This is a genomic window from Pseudomaricurvus albidus, from assembly GCF_018863235.1.
GTDB lineage: Bacteria > Pseudomonadota > Gammaproteobacteria > Pseudomonadales > Cellvibrionaceae > Pseudomaricurvus > Pseudomaricurvus albidus.
This window is the reverse complement of the sequence record NZ_JAHKRS010000003.1, coordinates 97756-119306: the sequence shown is the minus strand read 5'-3', so window position 1 is coordinate 119306 and position 21551 is coordinate 97756. Positions and strand designations below refer to the sequence as shown.

The 21551-nt window shown below is 52.9% G+C and carries 16 protein-coding genes; 10 read left to right on the top strand and 6 right to left on the bottom strand.

Going from position 1 to position 21551, the window contains the following annotated elements; all coding sequences use genetic code 11:
- The first annotated feature begins 193 nt into the window (after positions 1-193).
- Complete coding sequence (dnaE, locus tag KOI40_RS07000) at positions 194-3811, top strand: DNA polymerase III subunit alpha (protein ID WP_216096769.1); 3618 nt, start codon at positions 194-196, stop codon at positions 3809-3811.
- Positions 3812-4119: 308 nt separating this feature from the next.
- Complete coding sequence (locus KOI40_RS06995; protein ID WP_216096768.1) at positions 4120-5070, top strand: acetyl-CoA carboxylase carboxyltransferase subunit alpha; 951 nt, start codon at positions 4120-4122, stop codon at positions 5068-5070.
- A gap of 101 nt (positions 5071-5171) precedes the next feature.
- Here KOI40_RS06995 and KOI40_RS06990 read toward each other — a convergent pair whose 3' ends face one another.
- The 4 genes from KOI40_RS06990 to KOI40_RS06975 all read right to left on the bottom strand — a co-directional run bounded on the left by KOI40_RS06990 (position 5172) and on the right by KOI40_RS06975 (position 6817).
- Positions 5172-5696 carry an energy transducer TonB gene (locus KOI40_RS06990; RefSeq protein WP_304504185.1) on the bottom strand — a complete coding sequence of 175 codons (525 nt, stop codon included), beginning with the start codon at positions 5694-5696 and terminating at the stop codon, positions 5172-5174.
- Positions 5697-5882: 186 nt separating this feature from the next.
- Positions 5883-6161 (bottom strand): DUF3820 family protein, encoded by a 279-nt coding sequence (locus KOI40_RS06985; protein WP_439653228.1) that lies wholly within the window; start codon positions 6159-6161, stop codon positions 5883-5885.
- A 5-nt stretch (positions 6162-6166) separates the two neighbouring features.
- Positions 6167-6493 (bottom strand): stress response translation initiation inhibitor YciH, encoded by a 327-nt coding sequence (yciH, locus tag KOI40_RS06980; RefSeq protein ID WP_216096766.1) that lies wholly within the window; start codon positions 6491-6493, stop codon positions 6167-6169.
- A gap of 12 nt (positions 6494-6505) precedes the next feature.
- A complete protein-coding gene (locus KOI40_RS06975; RefSeq protein WP_216096765.1) occupies positions 6506-6817 on the bottom strand; it encodes a hypothetical protein in 312 nt (103 codons plus the stop codon).
- A gap of 232 nt (positions 6818-7049) precedes the next feature.
- On the opposite strand from KOI40_RS06975, the gene KOI40_RS06970 reads away from it, so the two are divergent.
- Positions 7050-7862, top strand: coding sequence for an ion transporter (locus KOI40_RS06970; protein WP_216096764.1), 813 nt, complete (start codon positions 7050-7052; stop codon positions 7860-7862).
- A 3-nt stretch (positions 7863-7865) separates the two neighbouring features.
- Here KOI40_RS06970 and KOI40_RS06965 read toward each other — a convergent pair whose 3' ends face one another.
- Positions 7866-8711: a UDP-2,3-diacylglucosamine diphosphatase gene (locus KOI40_RS06965; RefSeq protein ID WP_216096763.1), complete on the bottom strand. Its 846-nt coding sequence runs from the start codon at positions 8709-8711 to the stop codon at positions 7866-7868.
- A 226-nt stretch (positions 8712-8937) separates the two neighbouring features.
- Between KOI40_RS06965 and KOI40_RS06960 the strand changes: the two genes are divergently transcribed.
- Together KOI40_RS06960 and KOI40_RS06955 are read left to right on the top strand one after the other, a co-directional pair.
- A complete protein-coding gene (locus tag KOI40_RS06960; RefSeq protein WP_216096762.1) occupies positions 8938-10143 on the top strand; it encodes a serine hydrolase domain-containing protein in 1206 nt (401 codons plus the stop codon).
- Positions 10144-10149: 6 nt separating this feature from the next.
- On the top strand, positions 10150-10389 hold the full coding sequence (locus KOI40_RS06955; RefSeq protein ID WP_216096761.1) for a SlyX family protein: 240 nt from the start codon (positions 10150-10152) through the stop codon (positions 10387-10389).
- A gap of 10 nt (positions 10390-10399) precedes the next feature.
- Here KOI40_RS06955 and KOI40_RS06950 read toward each other — a convergent pair whose 3' ends face one another.
- Positions 10400-11896 carry a M48 family metalloprotease gene (locus KOI40_RS06950; RefSeq protein WP_216096760.1) on the bottom strand — a complete coding sequence of 499 codons (1497 nt, stop codon included), beginning with the start codon at positions 11894-11896 and terminating at the stop codon, positions 10400-10402.
- A 379-nt stretch (positions 11897-12275) separates the two neighbouring features.
- Here KOI40_RS06950 and KOI40_RS06945 point away from each other — a divergent pair, with 379 nt between their 5' ends.
- The 5 genes from KOI40_RS06945 to aceF all read left to right on the top strand — a co-directional run bounded on the left by KOI40_RS06945 (position 12276) and on the right by aceF (position 21534).
- Positions 12276-12494, top strand: coding sequence for a sulfurtransferase TusA family protein (locus KOI40_RS06945; RefSeq protein ID WP_216096759.1), 219 nt, complete (start codon positions 12276-12278; stop codon positions 12492-12494).
- An 81-nt stretch (positions 12495-12575) separates the two neighbouring features.
- Positions 12576-13649, top strand: coding sequence for an AI-2E family transporter (locus tag KOI40_RS06940; protein ID WP_216096758.1), 1074 nt, complete (start codon positions 12576-12578; stop codon positions 13647-13649).
- A 137-nt stretch (positions 13650-13786) separates the two neighbouring features.
- Complete coding sequence (locus tag KOI40_RS06935) at positions 13787-16609, top strand: insulinase family protein (RefSeq protein ID WP_369413162.1); 2823 nt, start codon at positions 13787-13789, stop codon at positions 16607-16609.
- A 565-nt stretch (positions 16610-17174) separates the two neighbouring features.
- Positions 17175-19844 carry a pyruvate dehydrogenase (acetyl-transferring), homodimeric type gene (gene aceE, locus KOI40_RS06930; protein WP_216096756.1) on the top strand — a complete coding sequence of 890 codons (2670 nt, stop codon included), beginning with the start codon at positions 17175-17177 and terminating at the stop codon, positions 19842-19844.
- A gap of 28 nt (positions 19845-19872) precedes the next feature.
- The gene (gene aceF, locus KOI40_RS06925; RefSeq protein WP_216096755.1) at positions 19873-21534 is read left to right on the top strand and encodes a dihydrolipoyllysine-residue acetyltransferase; all 1662 of its coding nucleotides are present in this window, start codon (positions 19873-19875) and stop codon (positions 21532-21534) included.
- The last annotated feature ends 17 nt before the right edge of the window (positions 21535-21551 follow it).

The following is a 21551-nucleotide window of genomic DNA, read 5'->3' as shown; positions in this document are numbered from 1 at the left end:
ACAAGACATTATTTCTGCCGGATACGGGGTGTCAGTTGGCGCCCCATGTCTGCTTTTTTCTCCCCTGTTTGTTCTTTATTTGACCATCCTTTCTGCTGGTTAAAACAATCGGCAAATTCCCTGTTATTCGGTCCTGTTTTCGCTAGAATGTTGGATCCGATATTCTTTTTACAAGACAGCTCCGGCCAGCCCTATGACCCCTGAATTTATCCACTTGCGCCTGCATACCGAATTTTCCCTGTCGGACAGTCTGATCCGTGTTAAACCCCTGGTCGGTGCGCTGGAGGCGATGAGGATGCCGGCTTGCGCAATCACCGATCACTGCAATTTCTTTGGTCTGGTGAAGTTCTACAAGGCCATGATGGGTGCGGGGATCAAACCTATTGCCGGAGCGGATTTCTGGGTTAAGTCAGACAATGATGACATCGCTCCCTATCTGGTGACGCTGCTGGCGATCAATACCCAGGGTTACAAAAACATCACCGAATTGATCTCGAGAGGCTATCAGAAGGGCCAGTACCTGGGCGAACCCTATCTGCAGCGAGAGTGGATCAGTGAGCTCAGTGGTGACGTGATTGCCTTGTCCGGAGGTAAGTTTGGTAATGTGGGGCAGGCATTGCTGGGTTCCAAGCAGGCCCTGGCGGGTGAGTTGTTGCAGAGCTGGATGCAGGACTTTCCCGATCGTTTTTATCTCGAGTTACAGCGTACCGGTCGACCGCAGGATGAGGAGTATCTTCACGCTGCGGTAGCACTGGCTGATCAGTTCGAGTGTCCGGTGGTTGCCACCAATGACTGTCGTTTTATTGCCGCCGAGGAGTTTGATATTCACGAAGCGCGGGTGTGTATTGGTGAAGGGCGTGCGCTGGATGATCCGCGTCGTGAGCGCCGTTACAGCGATGAGCAATACTTGCGCAGCCCCGCAGAAATGGCCGAGCTGTTTTCCGATATTCCCGAGGCGCTTGAAAACACCGTAGAGATTGCCAAGCGCTGTACGCTGGATATTGAACTGGGCACTTATTATCTGCCCGATTATCCAATTCCGGACGACTTTGAAGAAGATCCCTATTTTAAAAACAAGGTACCTTACGAAACTTTTGTCGGCTATGCCCGTGATGCCATGGCCGAAAAGTGGGCTGGCCGCGAGCACGAGCCAGAATACGCCGACATGCTGCGTACCAATGTGTTCTTCCAGAAGATTTCTTACGAGGGGCTCGATGAGCGTCTCGACTTTTTGTATGACACCTCTGCGCCGGATTTTCCGGACACTTATAAAGTCTACTGGGAGCGTCTGCAGTTCGAGCTGAACATCATCATGCAGATGGGGTTTCCCGGTTACTTCCTGATCGTGATGGACTTTATTCAGTGGGCCAAGGATCACGACATCCCGGTGGGGCCGGGGCGGGGTTCCGGTGCCGGTTCGCTGGTGGCTTACGTACAGAAAATTACCGATCTGGATCCTCTCGAATACGACCTGCTGTTCGAACGGTTTCTGAACCCGGAACGGGTATCCATGCCTGACTTTGACGTGGATTTCTGTATGGAAAACCGCGATAAGGTCATCAGTTACGTGGCGGACAACTACGGCCGGGATGCGGTTTCGCAGATCATTACCTTCGGAACCATGGCTGCCAAGGCTGTGGTTCGAGATGTGGCACGGGTGCAGGGTAAGTCCTATGGGTTGGCTGACAAACTCTCAAAGATGATTCCGCCGGATCCCGGTATGAAGCTGCAGGTGGCTTTCGAGCAGGAAGATGCTCTGCGGGAATTTCTGGAAGTCGATGAAGAAGCCCAGGAAATCTGGGAGGTGGCACTCAAGCTGGAGGGTCTCACCCGAAACGTCGGTAAGCACGCCGGTGGTGTAGTTATCGCACCGACCAAGCTGACTGATTTTGCACCTCTCTACTGTGATGAAACCGGCGGTGGTCTGGTGACACAGTACGACAAAGGGGATGTGGAAGACGCCGGGCTGGTGAAGTTTGACTTTCTCGGTTTGAGAACGCTCACCATCATCGATTGGGCGCGCAAGATGATCGACATCCAGCGTGCGAAAGAAGGCGAAGATCCGCTGGTGATCGAGGCCATTCCACTGGATGATCCCAAAACATTCAAGTTACTGAAAGCGGCACAAACCACCGCGGTGTTCCAGTTGGAATCCCGCGGCATGAAAGACCTGATTAAGCGACTGCAGCCGGACAACATCGAAGACATGATCGCCCTGGTGGCACTGTTCCGTCCCGGTCCTTTGGACTCCGGCATGGTTGATGACTTTGTCAACCGAAAGCATGGTCGTGCGCAGGTGGCTTACCCCGATGCCAAATACCAGCACGAAAAACTGGAGCCGATTCTGAAGCCAACCTATGGCGTTATCGTCTATCAGGAACAGGTGATGCAGATTGCTCAGGAGCTGGCGGGGTACTCGCTGGGCGGCGCTGACATGTTGCGTCGAGCCATGGGTAAAAAGAAACCCGAAGAGATGGCCAAGCAGCGTTCTACCTTTGCCGAGGGGGCAAAAGGGCAGGGCGTTGATCCCGACCTGGCAATGAAGATTTTCGACCTGGTGGAAAAATTCGCCGGTTACGGTTTTAACAAATCCCACTCGGCGGCCTATGCGGTAGTTTCCTATCAGACGGCTTGGTTGAAAGCCCACTATCCGGCACAGTTTATGGCTGCCACCATGTCATCGGACATGGATAAAACCGACAAGGTGGTGACCTTTATTGAAGAGTGTCGGGAGATGGGGCTGACGCTGTTGCCACCCGATGTAAATCAGGGCGAGTTCCACTTTAACGTCGATGATGAAGGCAACATCATCTATGGCCTGGGTGCTATCAAGGGACTGGGTGAAGGTCCGATTGATAACATTATCGAGGCTCGTAAGTCCGGTCCGTTTACTGACTTGTTTGACTTCTGTGCCCGCATCGATCCTCGCAAGGTGAACAAGCGTGCGCTGGAAGCCATGATTCGTTCAGGGGCTCTGGACGGTATTTCTCCGGGCGTCGATCGTGATTATGATCGGGCAGTGATGTTTGCGGCCATGCAGGAAGCGGTCAAGGCTGCGGAGCAGAGTGCGGCCAATGCCAGCGCCGGCATGACCGATCTGTTTGGTGATGTCATGCCCACCGCCGAAAGTGGTGCTGACGTTTATGCCGAGTTCCGCAAGGTTCGCAGCTGGAGTATTAAAGAGCGTTTGAACGGTGAAAAGGACACTCTGGGTCTGTATCTGACAGGACATCCCATTGAAGAGTATCGCCACGAGCTGAAGCATCTGGTGTCTTCACGCATTGTTGATTTGAAAGCCGATAAGAACAGTCAAAACGTCGCAGGCCTGGTTGTGGGTTTGCGGGTAATGAAGACTAAGCGCGGTGACAATATGGCGTTTGTGACGCTGGATGATCGCTCCGGTCGCATCGAGTGCGCGGTGTTTTCCGACACCTACAACGAGTACCGTGAAAAACTGGTGAAAGATGGCATGCTGATCATTGAAGGGCAGGTTAACTTCGATGAGTACAGCGGCGGTTTAAAAATGCGGGCGGAAAAGGTTCGCAGTCTGGCGGATGCGCGGGTGGATCTGGCGCGAGGGCTGGTGATCGATCTCAAGTCCGATCGTCTGACTCAGAGCTTCCCGAAGCAATTGGCCAGCCTGCTGGAGCCTTATCGCGAAGGTCGCTGTGCGGTAAAACTCAATTATCAGCGCCCTGATGCCGCAGGTCGTCTATTATTAGGGGCATCCTGGCGAGTTAATCCACAGGACGAGTTGTTGGAAAACCTCAGAGACATTTGTGGGCAAGGCAACGTGTCGCTCGAGTATTAGTGTTTCGGGTTTTGTCTTTTGTCTGTATTTTGACCGTCTTGTTGGTTGTTTGCTCGGTGCGTTTCTCGTTGATTAGAAGTTGCACAGATGATCGGTCGGGAAGTGAAAAATGTCTGAGAGGGATATGAGACCTGTGTGGTGAATGAGCCACCAAGGCCGTGAATCGCGCCAAAAGAGGTCGACTCGTTCCTGGCTTTCGCGTATGGTAAGTGGCTTGAATAAAGGGTTTCCGGCAATTTTCCTTCCTGGCAGATACACCCGGTGAAGCCCTCAGACAATAACCTGATGTCCGGAATGAACTGGTAGTCATGAATCCAAATTACCTCGAATTTGAACAGCCCATTGCCACCCTGGAAGCCAAAATTGAAGAGCTTCAATTGGTAGGGACTGATAACGATCTGAATATCGCTGAAGAAATTTCCAAGCTTCGCGAGAAAAGCATTAAGTTAACGGAAAGCATCTATTCCAACCTGACTCCATGGCAAGTGGTTCAGGTGGCTCGTCACCCCCAGCGTCCATACACTCAGGATTACATCAAGCGCATGTTCACCGATTGGGATGAGCTGCACGGTGATCGTCATTTTGGAGACGATAAAGCGATTGTCGCCGGTGTGGGGCGTCTGGATGGCAAGCCGGTGATGGTTATTGGTGAAGAGAAAGGCCGCAGCGTGCCTGACAAGGTTTCTCGTAACTTTGGTATGCCGAAACCAGAGGGCTATCGCAAAGCCCTGCGGTTGATGGAAATGGCCGAGCGTTTCAAAATGCCGGTACTGACTCTGATCGACACCCCGGGGGCCTATCCTGGTATCGACAGTGAGGAGCGTGGCATTAGTGAGGCTATCGCCCAGAATCTGGCTGTCATGTCCCGCCTGAAAACTCCAATTATATGTACTGTGATTGGTGAGGGTTCATCGGGTGGTGCTCTGGCAATCGGCGTTGGTGATCACCTGAACATGCTGCAGTATTCCACCTACTTCGTTATCTCTCCGGAAGGTTGTGCCAACATTATCTGGAAAACCGTAGACAAGGCGCCTCTGGCTGCTGAGGCTATGGGTGTGACGTCTGAAAACCTGGAGAAGCTGGGCATTGTGGATGAAACCATTGCCGAGCCTCTGGGTGGTGCTCATCGCGATATCGATGGCATGGCGGCGAAACTGCAGGAGCGTCTGATCGATCAGGTCGATCGCCTGTCAGCGCAGCCAATTGAGCAGTTGCTCGAAAACCGTTACAAGCGTTTGATGAGTTTCGGTAACGTCTAATCCGCTACTCGGGTAAACCTTTCTTCCAACAGGCGCCATCCGGCGCCTGTTTTCCAAATGCCAAAACCTGAAAATTTGTTGATGACTGGTTTGTTGATGACTTAAGCCATCAGCAGGCGATCGTATTTGTGGCTCAGTATGTCGTAAAACTTCTCTCTCAATTGCAGGATGTCCTGCTTGAGCTGGACGATTTCCTGTTCGGTGATGTCCTGGCGTCCCACATACACCTGCTTGCGAAACTGGGCAATTTTGGCTCCGTAGAGTCGTAGTGTTTTTTCCAGCGCTTTTTCTCCCAGCATCAGCAGCTTGTCTTCGGCGCCCGCCATTTTGCGGAATTCTTCCACCAGTTCACTGTTGACCTTGTCGAGCTCTTCTTTGCGGGCGGGCGGCCAGCGATTGCCAAAGCGGGTGGATTCGATCACCAGTGACGAATATTTGGCGAAAATATGATTGACGTTGCCGATGTCACTGGAAATCGCTTCCAGAATTTCCAGCCGTCGATTGGGTTTTGGCCCCCTGGCTGGAAGACGTTGGTGGCTCAGCCACAGGCTGATTCCGGCGATAAGCGCGCCCAGCGCGACTTTCAGGGCGGTATCGATCAGTGGCCAGATGTTCATGGCATCCATAGTGACGGTATCCATACAGAATATCTCAGCAAGAAATAAGGTTGTTCACGGTGCGCGGCCGCCAAATTTATGGCGTACGAGCACGGTTACAGGCAATTTTTGTATGGAGTTGCAGGGAGTGTGCCAGTTTGGCTTCAGATTCGATTCGGGTGAGAGTCCATTGAGGGGCAGGAATGGGAGGGCGTGCTATTGCCCGGCCGCTCCGTTTCTCAGGGGCTCCAAAAGGCTTTCAAGGCCATTGACCTTGATGGTGTGAAGCATGGCCAGTTGTCGACCGAGAGTCCCCTTGGGAAAACCTTCTCGTTCAAACCACAGCACATAGGCTTCGGGCAGATCGGCCAGCAGACGTCCCTGATATTTGCCGAAAGGCATTTTGGTCCTCACCAGGCTGAGCAGCAGGCGCTGTTCGTCCGAGAGCTCGTCTGACAAACGTTCTGAGGGGCTGTTTTCTGTCGGGATTGCCACAGAGGTCAGCCTCCCGCCAATTTGACGGTGAAACCCTGTTTTTCCAGCAGGGCTTTCAGTTTTTCCCGGTCGTCGGTCTGAATTTCAATGACACCATCTTTGATGGCGCCACCCACTCCGCATTGCTGCTTGAGTTGTTTCGCCAGTTTTTTCAGCTCGTCACCGGCCAGACCCAGGCCGTTGATCAGTGTGACGCCCTTGCCTTTGCGACCTTTGGTTTCGCGGTGCAGGCGCACAATGCCGTCGCCGGTGTCAGCAGCTGGAGTCGTACTCTTGTCTTCCTTGATGCGTCCCTGATCGGTGGAATACACCAGTTTTGAATTCTTGCTCATGATCGATCGACCTCAGGCTTTATCCAGCTTCTGCGTAATCAGGCCCGTGATGGCCAGTGCGGCACCCAGCCCGAAGACGGCTCTGCTGTCGAGAAAGCTCACTTCCCAAATCAGCAACAGGGGGGCCAGAATGACAGAGATTAAGATGCCAACAGAAATCAGGGTTTCGTATTTTTCAGGCAGCACGACCTGCTCTTCGCAATGGGGGCAGGGGAAGGGTTTGCGCTTGAGAAAGGTCTGTAACAGGCCGCGCTCTTTGAGCAGCGGTTTGTCGACCGGTTGCTGGCAGTGCGGGCAGCGAAGGGACTTTAAAACTAAGGCCACGGGGTATCCTGAAATCAATAGAGGCTAAAAGTGGCTATGGTACCGCAGCTGACCGACGGCTGAAAGCAGGGGCGAATGGGAGGCTGTGGGCAGGTTGTTTGGCTATGCACTATGTTTGGCTCTGGGCTATGTTTGGTTACAGTAAATCTGGTTAAATAGCCATGACTGTCAAATAAGAAACGTCAAATAAGAAGCGTCAAATAAAAACACCTTATAGGTGTCAGGGTTGAATATGGAACTATCTCCACTGCGGCAAAAACTGTACACCATCATTTTTGGTACCGGGACGCCGGCCGGCAAGCGATTCGACATGGTGTTGATTTATTGCATCCTGCTCAGTGTGCTGGCGATGATTCTGGAGTCGGTGGATCAGGTCGATCGGCGCTATGGCGAGTGGTTGACTGCGGTTGAGTGGTTTTTCACCGGTATCTTCACACTGGAATATCTGGTGCGCATTTACTGTTCGCCTCATCCCTGGCGCTATATTCGCAGTTTTTACGGGTTGGTGGATCTGCTGGCGATTCTTCCGTCTTACCTGGGGTTGTTCATGGACGACATGAACTACCTGCTGATGATTCGCCTGTTGCGTGTTCTGAGGATCTTTCGGGTTCTTAAACTGGCGCGTTACCTGACAGAGGCCAATGTGCTGCTGCGGGCGATGGCGATGTCGCGTCGCAAGATCTTTATTTTCTTTTCGTCGGTTCTGGTGTTGTCGACGATCTTTGGCTCGTTAATGTTTGTTGTGGAGGGGCCAGAGCACGGTTTTACCAGCATCCCGAAAAGCATTTACTGGACGATTGTGACGATTACTACGGTGGGTTATGGCGATATTACTCCGCAAACCGTACTGGGACAGATGATTGCGGCGTTGGCCATGTTGACGGGCTACTCTATTATTGCCGTGCCCACCGGGATTCTCACCGCCGAGCTGGCCACTGAAATGCAACGTGAGCGTACCACGCGCCGCTGCGACGAATGTACCAGCACCGGACATGAGCGTGACGCTTTGTACTGCCGTTATTGTGGCGGTGTGCTGGCAGATTAGCGCTCAGTTGCGGAGAAAATCGGTTCCGGCCAGTCGGGCGGCGATAGAGGGCGGGAAGTCCATTCCCAGATCCAGATCGTCGTCCTGATCAAGCTCTTCCGACGATGAGCCTGAATCGTCTTTGCGCCAGTGCAGCAGATGAATGGTACCGTCTTCGTCTTCCGCCAGAGCTGTACAGGATTCCACCCAGTCTCCCGTGTTGTAGTAGTCCACTTTCCCGATCTGCTTGTTGGCTGCATGATGAATGTGGCCACAGACAACGCCATCAAACCCCTGTTTTTCTGCCGCGTGGGCTACCGCCTGTTCGTATTCCTGAATATACATCTGTGCTCTGGGGATGTGGTGTTTCAGAAAACCGGCCAGCGACCAGTAACCGCGACCGTATTTGGCCCGCAGGGTGTTGCAGATACGATTGGTGGCCATCAGCAGGTCATAGCCTTTATCGCCGAGGAAGCGCAGAAAATGACTGCAGCGGGTGACGTTGTCAAATTGATCGCCGTGGATCACCAGTAGCTTGCGACCATCTGCGGTGGTGTGCGTGACCCGGTTGTAGAGATGGATGTTGTCAAAGCGGTTGTTGGCAAAGCGGCGCAGGAATTCATCGTGGTTGCCGGTGATGTAATCGATCTGTGTGCCTTTCTTGGACAGCGTCAGCAGCCGCCGGAGTACCCGGGTGAAATCCTTTCTCCAGTAAACACCGGAGCGCATTTTCCAGCCGTCGATGATATCGCCTACCAGATAGATTTTGTCGGCCCGGTGATGCTTGAGAAAATCGTTAAGGTGGGTTGCCTGACAATCTTTGGTGCCGAGGTGAACATCGGAGATCCACAGGGTTCGATAGCTCTGCATAGCCTGTTTGCCTTGTTGTGATAATGGTAAAAGTCTGGTCGGAGGTTGTGACAAATTGGTGACCAGCCAGTGACTGATCCGTGAACAACCCGTGTCATTTGAGTGACAACTGCTGAAGCAGGACGATGGTCATGTAAGCTGAGTTTGGGGTTTTCCTGTATGATGTGGACTTTTCGGTTCAGCCCCCGATAGACATGACATCACAACCTTTGAGAGAGCTTTGCCAGTGACGATAATAAACGGTTATGTTTCCCCTCGATTTGAGCCCGTAGGGCAGGTGTTCGATAACCTGTTTTCCGAGTACGGTGAGCTCGGTGCAGCAGTCACTCTGATTCATCAGGGGGAGACTGTGGTGAATCTCTGGGCGGGTACCCGTGATAAGGAATCACAGTTGTCCTGGCAGGAAGATACCCGACTGAATGTCTTTTCAGTGAGCAAAGCGCTGGTAGCGGTAGCCGTGTTGCAACTGGTCGAGCGCGATGTGTTGTCCCTGGATCAGACTGTTGCTTCCGTGTGGCCTGAATTCGGTCAGGCGGGCAAGGAGGGTATCACCCTCCGGCAGGTGTTAACGCATCGTTCCGGTGTGAATGCCTTTCATGCAAAGATTCCAGATGAAGATATTTACCGTTGGGATCGCATTACTCACTGGATTGCACAGGAGACTCCCTGGTGGACTCCGGGTGAGTCTCAGGGTTACTCCCCCGTTCTTTACGGCTGGATACTGGGAGAAGTCGTACGTCGGGCCAGCGGTTGCCGTACGTTTAATGATTATGTGCAGCAGCATATTTCCCGTCCTTTGGGGTTAAACTGGACATTTGGTTTGCGAGATGACGAGTTGGCGGCGATTGCCGATGTGACTGCGCTCAAGTCGCCGTCCGGTCAGGCATCGGGAGGTTTGTTGGCGGAATCCATGCGCAACGATCCCGGTGGAGTGACGGCGCAGGCTTTCTCCAATCCGATGTCGTTAATGGTCGGTACCAATCAACCGCCTTGGCGGCAGGCGCAGATTCCTGCGGCTAATGGCCACGCCTCGGCTGGCGATCTGGCCCGTTTTTATATGGCACTGGCGGATCTCAAGGATGAACGACTGTTGTCAGCAGAGATTCGGTCGCTGTGTTGGGAGGAGCAGACGCATAGTGCGCGGGACAAGGTGCTGCAATGCCCAATCAGTCTGGGGATGGGTTTTATGCGTCTTTTGCCACAAGGTGTGGCTTCACAGCGATATTTTTGTCATCCGGGTGCCGGCGGCAGTCTCGGTTATGGTGATAACAGTGAGCAATTTGGATTCGGTTTTGTCAGTCGTGCCATGGGGTTGAGTATTACCATGGATGAACGTGCAGACAAGTTGTTGCAGGCCGTGTATGGCTGTATCCGTTCAGATAACGGATGCAGTGTCTGCATAAAATTAGATGTCAATGAATGTGAGGTTTGAAATTCCATGAATACGCCTGCGGATCGGCAAGAGCAGTTGCAGCAGCAAATCGAAGAGCTGGAAACCCGGTTGGCGTTTCAGGAAGATACCCTGAATGCACTGGACCAGGTGATCGCTGAGCAGGACAGGCTGCTGTCCCGCCAACAAATGCAGTTACAGTTACTGGCAGAAAAATTTAAAACCATGGAGTCGCGTCTGGATGATCCCCAGGCGCCGATGGCTGACGAGCGTCCCCCACACTATTGATATTCAGCCATTACAGTTTGCTGTTGTCTTTCTGCATCTTGTCTACCTGCTTGAGTTTTTCCTGCAGGATCGCGGTTTTGTGGTAATTGCCCCGCGACAGTTTTAAGGCATTTTGCAATTGCTGCTGAGCCTTGTCGTAAACCCCATTCAGAATAAAGTATTCGGCCCGGGCCTCGTGCACGCCGAGTATGTTGCCCGCCAGCCCGTGAACCTCAGCCAGAAGGTACCAGGCGTAATCGTTTTTGGAGTCCCGGCGCACGTAGTCTTCCAGTACTTCTTCGCTGCGTGCGTAGTTACCGGCTTTCATCAGCAGTTCGGCATAGCGAATGCTGTAGGCGCTGTTGTCGGAATCCAATGCCAGCTGGTCTTCGAGCAGCTTCAGTGCCTTGTCGTAGTTGTGCTCAGTAGCCTCGATGTTGGCCTGTGCAATGATGTAGGCATCCTTGGCAGGACGTTTGTCCAGCAGAGGTTGCAGTTCTTTGCGCGCTCGCTCGGGCTGGTTGCTGTCAGTCAGCGCCAGCACCAGGCCGTAGCGGCTGGCTTCCGGTGAGAGGCTCTCGCCCTGCAATTCGCTGCGGAAACGCTTTACTGCATCCTGAGGCGTGTTTTCGTGGTCCAGCTGCACTCTTGCCCGCATCAGATAGAAATCCAGTTCTTGTGAGTGCTGCTGGCGGGGGTACTTGTTGGCCCGATTGAGGGCGTCGGCAATCCGGCTCTCAGTGACCGGGTGGGTCAGCAGGAATTCAGGAGGACGCTGGGTGTAACGGGTGGCCTTGAGCATTCTTTCAAACATGGCGGGTACCGCATAGGGATCCTCGCCGGCAGCGACCATGGTCTGCATGCCTATGCGGTCAGCTTCCTGCTCATTCTGGCGGCTGAAACGCAATTGTGAATCCAGTGCGGCGGCCTGAGTTGCAGTCAGGGCTGCGAGCCCGGCATCACCACCAGCCGTGGCAGCCAGTACCAGACTGGCCAGCATGGCGGCCATGGTGGGTATGCTGTTTCTCTGCTGATGCTCTACGCCACGGGCAAAGTGTCGCTGGCTCAAGTGAGCCAGTTCGTGTGACAGCACGGAAGCCAGCTGGCCCTCGGACTCGGCATAGAGGAACAAACCGGTGTGAACCCCAACAACCCCGCCAGGTACGGCGAACGCATTCATGGTGGGGTTTTTCACCACGATCAGTTCCAGGCGGCGATCTTTCAATTGGCTGCTTTGGGCGAGACGATTAATCAGCTTGTCGAGGTAGCTGTAGAGCAGCGGATCCGAAGACGTGGGGACCCGGCTGCGGTAAAGGCGCAACCAGGTTTGACCCAGTTCGCGTTCCTGTTGCGGCGAGACCACGGCCGAGCTGGCATCTCCCAGTTCTGGCAGGTTGTAATTGGCGGAGAACGCTGTGCTGCACAGGGCTGTGGTCAGCAGAAAAGCCCCGAGAAATGTGTGGATAATACGTCTAACCCTATGAGCACGCGGGGCGTCGAGGAGGTGTTTAAAACAGTGTGTCAGCACGGGGATGGGTACCTTTAAAGCGTGACCTAACTCTAACGCAGTTGAGGGGCTCTCACCAGTCTGGAACTCTCAAATCCGGGCTGTTTGCCTGAGAGATAGGGCACAGTAAATTACCAAAAATGGCGACAAGTGGTGAAAATATCCATAAAGCTTGTGGTCTGATGCTGGCTTCGACATTATTGGCGTCCGGTTTTCTCCCTTGGCAGTAAAAATAAGGGCAATGCCACCAGAATTCCCACCGACTCCGCACTATTTAGCAGATTTGGACTGCATTGATATTGTCAGTGAGTCGTTGCAGTGACCAGAGGCGCTGCTTTCAGTCACTTTTGTGTCTGGAGGACAGTCTGGTGAAATCGTCAAAGAGGTAAATCACACCGTCATGAAAGAAGTTGATGCGCGCGGACTGTCCTGCCCGCTGCCGTTGTTGAAGGCAAAGCAGGCGCTGAATCAAATGCAATCGGGTGAGACGCTGAAGGTGCTGGCTACGGATGTCGGTTCGGTGAGGGATTTTCAGACTTTTGCGGAACTGAGTGGCAATTCTTTGCTTGAGCGTTCAGAAGAGGGCGGCTGCTATACCTATATTTTGCAAAAAGCTTAAGATAGGTGTCGGTTCTGTCGTTGTGCATGGGTTATTGATGATATTGGAATTGCTTGTAGATCAAAAAATGGAGAATCGTGCGTGCTGAACATTTTGAAGACCTGGGTCGATCGCTACTTCGGAGAAGAGGAAGCCGTTCTGTTGACCATGATTCTGGTTGGCAGCTTGCTGATTATCCTGACGATGGGTGGCGTTTTGGCTCCCGCGATTACGGCTCTGATTATTGCGTTTTTGCTGCAGGGCTTGGTTGATCGTCTGGTAGGCTGGAACTTCCCACACTGGTTGGCAGTAAGCATTGCGACTTGTGTATTGGTGGCGGCGTTGGGGGTTTTCTTTTTGTATGTCATGCCGGTGCTGTGGCAGCAGTCAGTGCGTCTGATTGGTGAAATTCCCGGAATGCTGACCGAGGGTCAGCATTTGTTATCGCTGTTGCCTGAAAAATACCCTCAGTTGATTACCGATAAGCAGGTGCAGCAGCTGGTTGCTTCAGCCGGACGTGAGTTGGGTGCCATGGGGCAGCATGTGCTGACCTTTTCCCTGTCCAATTTGCCTATTCTTGCAGGTATCCTGATTTATCTGATTTTGGTGCCCATTTTGGTGTTTTTCTTCCTTAAGGACAGCGCCGTTATCATTCACTGGTTGACCAGTTTTTTGCCCAGCAAGCGGCCTATGCTCAGCCAGATCTGGCATGAAATGGATGATCAGGTCGCCAATTATGTGCGTGGCAAGGTGATTGAAATCATTGTCGTAGGTGTGACTTCCTACATCGCGTTTGTGTTGCTCGGACTCAATTATGCGCTGCTGTTGGGGCTGGCGGTCGGGCTGTCGGTATTGATCCCGTATATTGGTGCGGCAGTGGTTACCTTGCCAGTGTTGCTGATCGGTTTGTTCCAGTGGGGGTTGAGCAACGAATTTTATTGGCTGTTTGTGGTCTATTGTATTATTCAGGCGTTGGACGGCAATGTGCTGGTGCCGCTGCTGTTTTCCGAGGCGGTAAACCTGCATCCCATTGCCATTATTCTTGCGGTCCTTGTGTTTGGTGGGCTTTGGGGGTTCTGGGGCGTCTTTTTTGCTATTCCCTTGGCGACTCTGATCAAAGCTATCCTCAATGCCTGGCCGGTATCGACACCGGCGGTTGCTGATGAAGAATCCTAGTTGATTCAGTTCTCCCTCTGGTTGGTTATTCAGCCAGCGGGAGACCTTGGTGCAGCTTTTATCCGGTAGTCCTGTTAAATTACTTACCCGTGTTAAGTAATTTTGTTCAATTCCTCATATAGGAGTGGCTCTTGCAAGTGTTTCGTGCAGTTTTAGGTGTGTGGTTCCTGTTGTTGATCGTATTGCCCGGGGTGTCCTGGGGTGAGCCGGTAATCAAGAGCCCGAACGACAACCGGGACTACAGATACCTGACATTGCCCAACCAGTTGCGAGTGCTGCTGATCTCCGATCCCACCACTGATAAGGCCAGTGCGGCTCTGGATGTGAATGTGGGCAGTGGCGATGATCCCCGGGACAGAGAGGGGTTGGCGCATTTCCTGGAGCATATGCTGTTTTTGGGGACAGAAAAATACCCGGCGCCCGATGAATATCAGGCGTATATCAGTTCCCACGGCGGCAGCCATAATGCATACACGGCCAGCGAGCACACCAACTACTACTTTGATATTGACCAATCTTATCTTGAGCCGGCGCTGGATCGCTTTGCCCAGTTCTTTATTGCCCCCCTGTTTACCGAAGCCTATGTCGATCGTGAACGCAATGCCGTTCATTCCGAGTACAAATCCAAAATCAAGAACGCCTATCGCCGTCAGCTGGATGTCTTGCGCGAGGTGGTAAATCAGCGTCACCCCATGTCCAGGTTCAGTGTCGGCAGTCTCGATACTTTATCTAATGAGCCGGAAGATCCTGTGCGGGAGGATTTGCTGCAGTTTTACCAGGATCACTATTCGGCCAGCAATATGACTCTGGTGGTTCTGGGGCGGGAGACACTTGATCAGCTCGAAGCTATGGTCAGTGAGCGCTTCTCTCTGGTGCCGGAGCGCGAGATCAAGTCGAGTATTGCCGGGCAAAAACTCTTTGATGACAACTTTTTGCCGGCGCGTATCAGTATCAAGCCCGTCAAGGACGAGCGTCGTTTGACGTTGATGTTTCCTGTGCCGCCCGCGGATAAATACTACCGCGAAAAACCGACTCAGTATCTGGGTAACCTGTTGGGGCATGAAGGCGAAGGCAGTTTGCTGTCTCTGTTGAAGGATCTTGGCTGGGCTGAGGGTTTAAGTGCGGGTGGCGGCATGGGGGGGCGCAATGAAGGCACTTTTAATATATCCATTCGCCTGACCCCGGAAGGGCTGAAGAATCAGGACAAGATTGTGGCGACTGCCTTTCGTGTTATTCAGTCAATCAGGGACAATGGTGTCGACGAGTGGCGCTATGACGAGCAGAAGACGCTGGCAGAAATGGCTTTTCGGTTTGCCGAGAAAGGGGAGCCGATTAACGTAACCAGTCGTCTGGCTGGTCAGATGCACCTCTATCCTGCAGAGGATATTATCAGGGGGAGCTATGCTTTTGATGACTACAACCCGCGACTTATTCGCCGATATTTAAAATCCCTGAGCCCGGATAATTTGTTGTGGGTTGTGACTGCGCCGAGTGTCGAAACCGATAAGATCAGTCCGAAATACACTACGCCCTATGCGGTGGAAAAACTGCGCTACGAAGTGGCCAGCATGCCCAAGGCAGAACTGGACAAACTGCATCTTCCCGAGAGAAACCGGTTCATACCCCGTCATCTGACCGTCAAACCGTTGCCTGCCATGGAGAGGGTGTCCAGTTTGCCGCAAAGAATCAAACACAATGACGCTATTGATGTCTGGTTTAAGCAGGACGACGAGTTCCGTATTCCCAAGGCCAGTATCAGTATTCGTACCTATGTTCCTCTGGTAGGTCAGTCTGCGAAAAATGCGGCCATGGGGCATTTGTTTGCCGAGCTGGTGAATGACTCTCTCAATGAAATTACCTATCCCGCATCGCTGGCGGGGCTGGGTTTCAACGTCAGTGCCAACAGTCGCGGTTTTGATTTGTCTCTGGATGGTTATAACGATCGTCAGGGGGCGTTGCTCAATAAAATTCTGAACGTGTTGGATCGAGGTCGCTTTAGTGATGAGCGCTTTGCTAATCTCAAGCAGGAGTTGATCCGCAATTGGCGCAATCAGGTTTCATTGACGCCTTACCAGCAATTGTTTCAAAAGCTTCCGGCGTTGATGTTTTCGCCGCTTTGGGATGATCAGGAAATGGCCGATGCGCTCGAGTCGGTGACAGCTGTGGAGCTAAGACACTTCACAGAAGCCTTGTGGCGGGGCAGCCGGTCACAGGTGTTGATCTACGGTAATTTTTACAGTCAGGAGGCGCTTAAACTGGCGACCCTGATAGAGTACAAGCTCTATGATGCGCCGGAGGGTGACGAGGCGGTAAAGTTGCCTGACGCCAGTGTGGTGAAGCTCCCCAAAGGTGCTCAGGATTATCACTTGACCGTAGATCACCACGATGTGTCTGCCATGTTGTACACCCAGGCAAAAGGCAAATCGGTTGAAGACCGAGCAAATATGATGATGATTCAGCAGATGCTGCAATCGTCTTTTTTCAATGAATTACGCACCGAGAAGCAACTGGGGTACATCGTATTTTTGACCAGCATGGTACTTAAGGACGTTGCAGGAAACCTGTTTGTGGTCCAGTCGCCGTCCGCGCCGCTGGATGTGGTGGTTGATGAAATACAGGGCTTTGTGAGTGCTCAGGCCGGTTCGGTGAACGACTTTGAGGATCATCGAAAATCCATTCTGGCAGAGTTGAGGGAGGCCCCTAAAAATCTGATGGAGCAGTCCGGGCGCTACTGGAAGGAAATTATTACCAACAGTCCGGATTTTGATCGTCGCCAAAAGTTGATCAGTGCGGTAGAGAAGCTGACGCCGAAGTCAGTCTCTGCCTACAGCAAAGCCGTGCTTGGACAGCCCCGGTCGCTGTGGTTGACAGCCGGGGCAGCGGTTGAACAGCCACCAGAAGCGTCCATCCAGAACATCAATGAGTTCAAGCAGCGCTCAGACTCATATGTCTTTCCCTGAGTCGGCTCAATTTCGAGTTGATTCTCTAAGGCGGGTGTCGGTAACCCTTTAAGCCGCGCCTGCCGTACCCTGCGTCTCAATTTGCCTCTTCTTTGTTACTATCTGTTCTCTGTTCTCTGTTCTCTGTTCTCTGTTCTCTGTGCGTTGCAGGCACCTGTGGGGTGCATATGGTGGTTTCACTGACCGACCAGCTGTCTGTTTGATCCTGTAATTTTGTGAAACTGTCACCGTTTTGTAGTTATTCTACATTTGATGATTTCAAATGGCCTTTGATTTACAAAGGTTTTTGTACTTTTTCTGCTCGTTTTTACTGGGGCGCCTGTTCCGGATGTTGTCTCTCGATGTTATTTGTGTAAAAATACTACAACTTTTTTGAGCCTCCTTGTGTCAATGGGTTGTCAGGGTGTTGGCGGATGTCAGCCATTCTGAAACCAGTTGGCGGGCCAAGCGGCCTGCCGGCATTGAAATCGATGCCTATACTCTAGTGACACTTCCCATGGGGCCTTTTGGGGCGCCACGATTAACGGTGGCTGTATTCAGGCTATCAGGACAGGATTTTTAAGATATGAGTAATGAAGAAACACGGCTTCAGGAGGATGTAGATTCCCTGGAGACCCGCGAATGGCTTGACGCAATGCACTCTGTAATTCGCTATGGCGGCAAGGGCCGTGCGGCGTTCTTACTCAAGCAGTTGGCTGATCGAGCCACCGATCTGGGTGTCAGCCTGCCTGCGGCGATTACCACTCCCTATCGAAATACCATTCCTGTTACGGCGGAAAAACGCATGCCGGGCGATCTGTTTATGGAGCGCAGAATCCGCTCGCTGATCCGCTGGAATGCGTTGGCAATGGTGATGCGCGCCAATGACAATGATGAAGGCCTGGGTGGTCATATTTCTTCTTTTGCCTCATCGGCAACACTTTACGATGTCGGTTTCAACTATTTCTTCCGAGGCAGTGACGGTGATCAAGAGGGAGATCTGATTTACTTTCAGGGCCATTCATCTCCCGGTATGTACGCCCGTTCCTATCTGGAAGGTCGATTCAATGAGGAGCAGTTGGACAGCTTCCGTCGTGAGGTCGATGGTGGTGGTTTGTCTTCCTATCCGCACCCGTGGTTAATGCCTGATTACTGGCAGTTCCCGACGGTGTCCATGGGACTGGGGCCGATTCAGGCGATTTATCAGGCGCACGTGATGCGTTACATGTCCGCGCGCGGTCTGTCGCCACGTGGCGATCGTAAAGTGTGGGCGTTCCTTGGCGATGGCGAGTGTGATGAGCCGGAAAGCCTGGGTGCGATTTCCATGGCGGGTCGCGAGCAGCTGGAAAACCTGATTTTTGTGGTCAACTGTAACCTGCAGCGTCTCGATGGTCCTGTGCGTGGTAACGGCAAGATCATTCAGGAATTGGAAGGATCTTTCCGTGGCGCGGGCTGGAACGTTATCAAGGTGGTCTGGGGGCGTCACTGGGACGCCTTGTTGGAGAAAGACAAAACCGGTCTGTTGCAGAAACGCATGGACGAAGTCTGTGACGGCGAGTTGCAGAACTACAAGGCCAATGGCGGGGCATACACCCGTGAGCACTTCTTCGGTAAATACCCTGAACTGCTGGAACTGGTTAAAGACCTGAGTGACGAGGACATCATGTACCTCAACCGCGGTGGTCACGATCCGTTCAAAGTCTATGCTGCCTACGCTGAAGCCGTTGCGCACAAAGGACAGCCCACGGTGATCCTGGCGCAAACCGTTAAAGGTTATGGCATGGGTGAAGCGGCGGAAGCACAAAATGAAACGCACTCGGTGAAGAAACTGGATCTGGAAAGCCTTAAGCGATTCCGCGATCGTTTTGGTATTCCTATCTCCGACGATGAACTGAAGAATGTTCCGTACTACCGTCCGGCGCCAGACAGCCCGGAAATGGTATACATGCAGAAACGTCGTCAAGAACTGAACGGTTACTTGCCGGCTCGCAAGTCGGACTTCCCCAAACAGCCAGCACCGCCACTGGATGCGTTTAAGGCGCAGATCAAAGGCAGTGGTGAGCGCGAAATTTCCACCACCATGGCGTTTGTGCGTCTGTTGTCGACTCTGGTGAAAGACAAGAATATCGGTGAGCGTGTGGTTCCGATCGTGCCGGATGAGGCGCGTACCTTTGGTATGGAAGGCATGTTCCGTCAGTTGGGTATCTATTCTTCCCAGGGGCAGAAATACACCCCGCACGATCACGATCAGATCATGTTCTACAAAGAGAGCAAGCAGGGTCAGATTCTCGAAGAGGGTATTAACGAGGCCGGAGCCATGTCCGCCTGGATTGCGGCGGCGACTTCCTACAGTACCGCAGCCTGTCCGTTAATTCCGTTCTACGTGTACTACTCCATGTTTGGTTTCCAGCGTATTGGCGACCTGGCCTGGGCAGCGGGCGACAGTCAGGCGAGAGGTTTCCTGATTGGGGCTACCGCTGGCCGTACAACCCTTAACGGTGAGGGTCTGCAGCACCAGGATGGTCACAGCCACATTCTGGCGAATACGGTTCCTAACTGTCGCTCCTATGATCCCGCTTACAGTTATGAGTTGGCGGTCGTGATTCAGGATGGTGTGAAGCGCATGTTTGAAGATAAAGAAAACTGCTTCTATTACATCACCACCATGAACGAAAACTACAAACATCCTGAAATGCCGATCGGTGCTGAAGAGGGCATCATCAAGGGTATGTACCTCTTTAAAGAGGGCAAGGAGTCTGACAAGCGTGTGCAGCTGATGGGCGCCGGTACCATTTTGCGTGAGGTGGAAGCGGCTGCTGATATTCTGCGTGACGATTACGGTATTGAGTCTGATATCTGGAGCTTGACCAGTGTCAACGAGCTGACCCGTGAAGGACAAACCTGTACCCGCTACAACCTGCTGAACCCGGAAGCTGAACCGCAAAAAGCTTACGTGACACAACAGCTGGAAGGCAGAAAAGGCCCCGTCATAGGTGCAACGGACTATATGAAGAATTATCTGGAACAGTTGCGCGGCTATATCCCGGCACCATTTTCCGTGCTCGGTACCGATGGTTTTGGTCGCAGTGATACCCGTTCCAAGCTGCGTCGCTACTTTGAGGTAGATCGTGAATTTGTCGTATTGTCGGCACTGAAAGCGCTGGCCGACGAGGGCGAGATAAAAGCCTCTGTGGTGTCTGAAGCCATGAAAAAGTTTGGCATTACTGCCGATAAAATTGATCCTCTGTACAACTAAACCGAACCGTTAAGGATAAGGAGTGAGTGTGGCTATTGAAATTATTCCTGTTCCGGACCTCGGCGGTGCGGACAAGGTTGATGTGATTGAGGTGTGTGTCGAGCCCGGTCAGGTGATCGAGGCAGAGCAATCTCTGGTGGTATTGGAATCCGACAAGGCGTCGATGGAGATTCCCTCGCCGAAAGGCGGCAAGGTGGTTTCTCTGAAAGTCAAAGAAGGCGATGCCCTCAGTGAGGGTGATGCGATTCTTGAATTGGAAATCGACGGTGATGACGCTGAAGCAACTTCGGAGAGTGAAGCTAAAACTGAAGAGAAACCTACTGAAGCGGAGCAGGAAACTGTAGCTGAAGAACCGGCAGAAGCTGCTGACTCCGGGGCCTCCTCCGAACAGCTGGTGCCGGTTCCCGATCTGGGTGGCAGTGACAGCGTCGAGTGCATTGAGGTGTGCGTGGCTGTGGGCGACGAAGTGGGTGAAGGTGACTCTCTCGTCGTGCTGGAAAGTGACAAGGCGTCCATGGAAATTCCCTCGCCCTCCGCGGGTAAGGTTTTGGAAATCAAGCTGAAAGAAGGCGATAAGGTATCCGAAGGCGATGCGCTGGTGTTGCTGGAAGTGGCGGGTGCCTCAGCCTCATCTGAAACGAAGAAAGAGCCGCAAGCGACTGCACCGGCTGCCGGGGAAGCGTCTGAGACGCCCCAAAAAGCGCCTGAGCCAAAGTCTCAACCCGCTGCCAAAGAATCACTGCCAGCGGCGCAGACACAGTCCGCGGATGAGGTGACCGGTGGCGCCAGTGTTTACGCAGGCCCCTCGGTGCGCAAGCTGGCGCGTCAACTGGGTGTAGATCTGAACAAGTTGAAGCCCTCCGGGCCACGAGGCCGTTTTACTAACGACGACGTGCGCAGCTATGTGAAGCAGGTGCTGGAAGATGTCGGCAGCGGCAGGGTGTCCAGTGGCAGCGGCATTCCGGCCATTCCGGAAGTGGACTTCGCCCAGTTTGGCGACATTGAAATGGTCAAGATGAGCAAGATTGCCAAGCTCACTCGTGACAATATGTGCCGCTCCTGGCTGAATGTCCCGCATGTCACTCAGTTCGATGATGCCGATATCACCGAGCTGGAAGACTTCCGTAAATCCATGAAAGCCGAAGCGGAAAAACGCGGGGTGAAATTAACACCTTTACCGTTCCTGCTCAAAGCTGCGGCTGCCGCTCTCGAAGCCGAGCCATCATTTAACGTGTCCCTGCACGCTGATGGCGAGCACGTGGTGAAGAAAAACTACATCCACATTGGCGTGGCCGTTGATACTCCCATGGGGTTGATGGTGCCGGTGATTCGTGACGTGGACAAGAAAGGCTTGTGGGAGCTGGCCGCAGAATCCGCCGAGCTGGCAGCCAAGGCTCGCGCCGGAAAGCTGATGCCAAGGGATATGCAGGGTGGGTGTTTTACCATCTCCAGTCTGGGTTCCATTGGCGGCAACGGCTTCACACCCATTGTGAATGCGCCGGAGGTGGCCATCATGGGCGTATCCAAAGCGCAGGTCAAACCGGTGTGGAATGGTTCTGAATTTGTTCCGCGCAACATGTTGCCATTGAGTGTGTCTTACGATCACCGGGCGATCAACGGTGCCGACTGTGGACGTTTCTTCACGTACATGGTCTCTGTGTTGAGTGATATTCGTAAGTTGCTGCTCTGATTGGCAGTCGCTTCGAT